This window comes from Lysinibacillus sp. IITD104 (genome assembly GCF_036698265.2).
Taxonomy (GTDB): domain Bacteria; phylum Bacillota; class Bacilli; order Bacillales_A; family Planococcaceae; genus Lysinibacillus; species Lysinibacillus boronitolerans.
On sequence record NZ_JBAHYH020000001.1, the window covers coordinates 1142703 to 1147738 of the forward strand.

The 5036-nt window shown below is 38.7% G+C and carries 4 protein-coding genes; 1 reads left to right on the forward strand and 3 read right to left on the reverse strand.

Annotated features, from left to right (window positions below; genetic code table 11):
- Window positions 1-40 precede the first annotated feature (40 nt).
- From nadA to nadB, 3 genes are read right to left on the reverse strand one after another with little or no spacing between them, the layout of a single operon-like run.
- On the reverse strand, window positions 41-1144 hold the full coding sequence (gene nadA / locus V1L66_RS05850; protein ID WP_333006977.1) for a quinolinate synthase NadA: 1104 nt from the start codon (window positions 1142-1144) through the stop codon (window positions 41-43).
- A complete protein-coding gene (nadC, locus tag V1L66_RS05855) occupies window positions 1131-1991 on the reverse strand; it encodes a carboxylating nicotinate-nucleotide diphosphorylase (protein ID WP_016995533.1) in 861 nt (286 codons plus the stop codon). Before nadC ends, nadA begins: the two co-directional genes overlap by 14 nt.
- On the reverse strand, window positions 1948-3534 hold the full coding sequence (nadB, locus tag V1L66_RS05860) for an L-aspartate oxidase (protein WP_016995534.1): 1587 nt from the start codon (window positions 3532-3534) through the stop codon (window positions 1948-1950). Before nadB ends, nadC begins: the two co-directional genes overlap by 44 nt.
- 91 nt (window positions 3535-3625) lie before the next feature.
- Here nadB and V1L66_RS05865 point away from each other — a divergent pair, with 91 nt between their 5' ends.
- Window positions 3626-4705: a cysteine desulfurase family protein gene (locus V1L66_RS05865; RefSeq protein WP_374116344.1), complete on the forward strand. Its 1080-nt coding sequence runs from the start codon at window positions 3626-3628 to the stop codon at window positions 4703-4705.
- Window positions 4706-5036 lie beyond the last annotated feature (331 nt).

The following is a 5036-nucleotide window of genomic DNA, read 5'->3' on the forward strand; positions in this document are numbered from 1 at the left end:
GTTATATCTTATAACCTTTCTGTTTAAAAAGTTTAACTATTTATCCTCTGGCTAGCATTCTTTCAAGTGAGCTAAGAGCTTCAGTAGTAGTATGTTCATCTACTTGTATACGGTTATGAGGTTGCCCTTGCTCGATACTTTCTAAGCTCCATAACAAATGCGGAAGGTCGATGCGATTCATTGTTAAACAAGGACAAAAGTTTTCATTTAAGGAGACAATATGTTTATCAGGATGCTGCTTAATAATGCGATTGACAAGGTTCATTTCTGTTCCAATTGCCCATGCAGATCCGCTTGGAGCTCGATTGATTGTATCAATAATGTATTTTGTGGAGCCTGCATCATCAGCTGCTGCTACCACTTCACGGCTGCATTCAGGGTGAACGATAATGCTCATAGTTGGGTGTTTTTTACGAATAACCTCTGTATGTTGAACGGTAAAACCTTCGTGCACAGAGCAGTGACCCTTCCAAAGTATAACCTGAATATTTTCAAGAGGCTCTTTTGTTTCGAGCATGTTCTTATGTGGATTCCAAACAGCCATATTTTCAAGAGGTATACCTAAATCATAGGCAGTATTTCTTCCTAAATGTTGGTCAGGTAAAAAGAAGATCCGCTGTTTTTGGGTAAAAGCCCATTGAACAAGTTCCTTTGCATTCGATGAAGTGACACAAGCACCACCATGTCTTCCGGTAAAGGCTTTAATAGCCGCAGTTGAATTAACATAGGTTAGAGGAATAATCGTATCACCAAAGAGTTCTTGAAGAATTGGCCATGCTTGTTCTGTTTGATAAATATCAGCCATATCAGCCATTGAACAACCAGCGCGCATATCTGGTAAATAGACATGTTGCTGTTTCGTTGTCAGCATATCAGCAGTCTCTGCCATAAAATGCACACCGCAAAATACGATGTGTTCAGCTTCCTTATTTGCTGCAGATAATTGAGCTAACTGTAAAGAATCCCCGGTTGCATCTGCAAATTGAATGACTTCATCTTTTTGATAATGGTGCCCAGGAATAAATAATTTAGGCCCTAATTTTTTCTTTATTGATAAAATACGAGATTCCATTTCCTTTACAGATAGTGCCCGATAATGCTCTGGAAGTAATGACGTCTGTTGTAATAAACTAGTGATGGACAAGGGAATGATCTCCTTTCATTTGAACGAGTGCACTAATATCAAAAGCTTTAACTGAATGTGTTAGGGAGCCAAGTGAAATCCATTGAATACCTGATTGGGCATATGCCTTTAAATTTTCAAGTGTGATGCCCCCAGATGCTTCAGTCGCAATAGTTGGTGGAACAATGGGAAGCCATGCACGGATTTCTTCTGGGCTACGGTTATCAAACATTATAATATCTGCTCCTGCCTTGATAGCTTCTTCTAACTGTTCTTTTGTTTCAATTTCAACTTCAATTTTTACGGTATGACCGACTTTCGCTCTAGCGGCTTGAACTGCGTTAGCTATGCTACCAGCAAAGGCAATATGATTATCCTTTAGCATAATTGCGTCATACAGGCCATTACGATGATTAAAAGCACCACCAATTCGAACAGCATATTTATCTAACATACGCAGTCCTGGTATTGTTTTACGGGTATCACATATTTTTGCATGAGTACCTACTGTTTCTTGAACGGCACGATTGGTCGCCGTTGCAATAGCAGACATTCGTTGAATAAGATTTAAAATGACACGCTCACCTATTAATAACTTTTGTAAGGGACCTTTAATCACAGCAAGCACATCACCTGACTTAACCATCTCTCCATCTTTTTTATGAAGGTTGACTTCGATTGATCGATCGAGTAAGAGAAAGCCATGCTCAATAATGAGTGCCCCGCAAAAAATTCCGCTTTCTTTCGCGTAAAAAGAAAAAGATCCTAGTTGATCGGCTGAAAAGATAAATTCACTCGATAAATCCCCATCTCCTAAATCCTCATTAAAAAATTGTTTGAGCATTTCCTCGAGTTTGATGATATTCATACAATGAGTTCCTCACTTTCATTTGTCCTTGCGAAAAAATAATCCATCGGCTTGCCCATTGTGCTTCCATTTCGGGTTTATCCGTCCGAATATGAGCTCCTCGTGTTTCCGTTCGCGTAATTGCTGCATGTGCCATTAATGTGGCGACTTCATGCATCATAAATAATTCCAACTCAGCTAGTTCGAGACCATTTAAATTAACGTGAAGAAGTGATTGCAAGGAGGGCAATTGCTGAACAAAATGCTGCAAGTCATCAATATTTCTAACAATACCTAGAAACTGCATCATGTGTTGCTGTAATTGTGGTTTGCTAAATAAAGATGGCATTTTATCAGTACAATGAGGGTTTTCAAGTAAAAAATTTTTTTGATGACACCCTTTTTGAATGATGAATTGTGCCATTTTTTGACCAAATGTAATACCTTCCAATAGTGAGTTACTTGCTAAACGATTTGCTCCATGTACGCCTGTACAGGCAACCTCACCGACTGCATATAGGTTAGGTATAGTAGTTCTTCCTTTGTCATCAGCAATAACACCACCCATCAAGAAATGACTTCCTGGAGCCACGGGGATTAGGCCATCCTGTAAATGAACATGATTATCATGGCACAGCTGAGTAATTGTTGGAAATTTTGCTTCAAAGTCTTGAATGTTAGTGATATCAATAAACGTTTCTTCACCAGCTGCACGTTTTGTAAATAGGGCAAGTGCCGTAATATGTCTTGGTGCTAGGTCAAGTTGAGCATGTAAACCTGTCATAATGGGCTGATGCTGAGCGTTCACAAAAATACCCCCAGCCCCTCTGACAGCTTCAGAAACTAATCCCTTTGCTTCATTTTTACACCACAGAAGACTCGGGTGAAATTGCATAAATTCCATATCACTAATGGCAGCGCCTGCTCGAAATGCTAATGCGATCCCATCGCCTGTATTGGTTGGAAAATTAGATGTGCTTGAATAAAGGGCACCTGCACCACCTGTCGCTAAAATAACATGATGAGCCAAGTAACGTTTTGTACCTTTTTCTCCTTTAGTTAGTACTCCTACACAGTCACCATCTGTATTCTGTAAAAGCTCATAAGCCATTTCATAGCAATTGATCTTTGTTTTGGGTGAGAGTTTATGAAGCAAGTAATCTATGAAAATCTGACCAGTACGATCACCACCTGCATGTAGAATACGATGATGACTATGTGCTCCTTCAAGTCCTAGAGCAGGTTTTCCATCGACCTGCCGATCAACAGGGAGGCCATTCTTTAGATAGTTTTGCATAATCTCCGTGCCATCTTTAATAAGTGTTTTAACATGCCTTTTCTCATGGTGATACTCTCCAGCTTTTAATGTATCAGCCATATGGTGTTGAATATGATCCTCCTCACTTATAACAGCAGCAATACCACCTTGTGCACGATAAGAACTACTCATATATATAGATGATTTTGTAACAATTTGTATTTGAAAATGTTCTTCAAGCAGTAAAGCAGCTTGAAGTGCAGCAATGCCACTACCAATTATAAGGACGTCTGTCTTTACATCCATAGTTATACCTTCTTTACAGTTGTCTTGACACCTATCTTTACATAAAATAAAAAAGAAAACAAGACCCGATGAACAAGAGAGGAAGAAGATGATGATTTATATGGATTATGCTGCAACGTCACCTATGATGAGAGAATCTCTTGAGGCATATGTAGAGGTAGCACAACGTTATTATGGAAATAGTGCAAGCTTGCATGATCTAGGGGGACAAGCCCTTTATTTTGTCCAGCATTCAAGAGAGGTTGTAGCCCATGCCCTCGGTGTACGTAGTGATGGCGTAATTTTTACGGGTAGTGGCACAGAAGGAAATCTAATAGCCATCTTGTCGTTAGCGCTAGCCTCAAAAAAAGGAAAACACATTATTTCATCCCAAGCTGAGCATACCTCAGTGCACGCAGCTTTGAATACACTTGAGAAAAAGGGCTTTACTGTAACAAAATTACCTTTGCAGAGGGATGGCTGCGTTGATCTGAGGCAATTGCAACAAGCAATCCGTGAAGATACTGCTTTAATTACCATTCAACATGTCAATTCTGAAATTGGTTCTATCCTGCCCGTGGAGAAAATCGTAGAGATAGCAAGAAAATCAAATATTTTCTGTCATGTTGATTGTGTACAATCATTTGGCAAACTAGCTATACCAAAAGGAGCAGATGCAATTACCATCTCGGCTCATAAAATAGGTGGGCCAAAGGGATGTGGGGCCATATATATTAACCCCGCAATCCGAGTACCTGCATTAACACCAGGTGTGACACATGAGAGGGGGCTCAGAGGAGGGACATTAGATACTCCTGCAATCGTGGCCTTTGCGGCGGCAATTGAAAACTATCAATATGAATTGCAACATTATGAAACTTTAAGAAATTATTTCGAAAATAATTTACCTGAAACATGTCAGATCGTTGAGTGTAAACAGCAACTACCTAATATTTGTGGGGTAATGATGGAGAAAGTAGAGGGGCAATATGTTCTTTTAAAGTTAAATGAGGCGGGAATCTGTATCTCTACAGGTAGTGCATGTGATATTCATAGTGAATCTGGAACAAAGGCCATTCTATCAATGGGTTTTTCTTTTGAAGCGGCACGCCAATTTTTTAGAATATCTTTTGGTCCTTCTACTACACTTGATGATATTGCAAAATTAAAAAGAGAGCTTGCAAATATTTAATGAGAGGACGAGTGAAGGATTATCTATATTCTTCACTTGTTTTGAAATAGATTATAAGCTAAGAATATAGGTGAAATAAAATAAATGTTTTCTTTTGAATCAACAATTGCTATAATATTTTGCAGGGCAATATTTTCTCTTACTTAACAAAAATATCTTTTAAAAGTAATAATTTCTTTTTTTTATAAAAAAGTATTGCACAATGTTAGAAAACGTTATACAATAATTCTTGTCTTGAAGGACAGGTAAACAACTTCAAAACAAGATACATAACAAAGTCTAGTGATGATGGCAAAGAGGTCACACCCGTTCCCATACCGAACACGGAAGT

What these genes read in the sequence shown, in the direction of transcription:
- V1L66_RS05865 (WP_374116344.1), top strand. Translation starts at nt 3,626, where the DNA reads ATGATTTATATGGATTATGCTGCAACGTCACCTATGATGAGAGAATCT.
- nadB (WP_016995534.1), bottom strand. Translation starts at nt 3,534, where the DNA reads ATGGATGTAAAGACAGACGTCCTTATAATTGGTAGTGGCATTGCTGCA.
- nadC (WP_016995533.1), bottom strand. Translation starts at nt 1,991, where the DNA reads ATGAATATCATCAAACTCGAGGAAATGCTCAAACAATTTTTTAATGAG.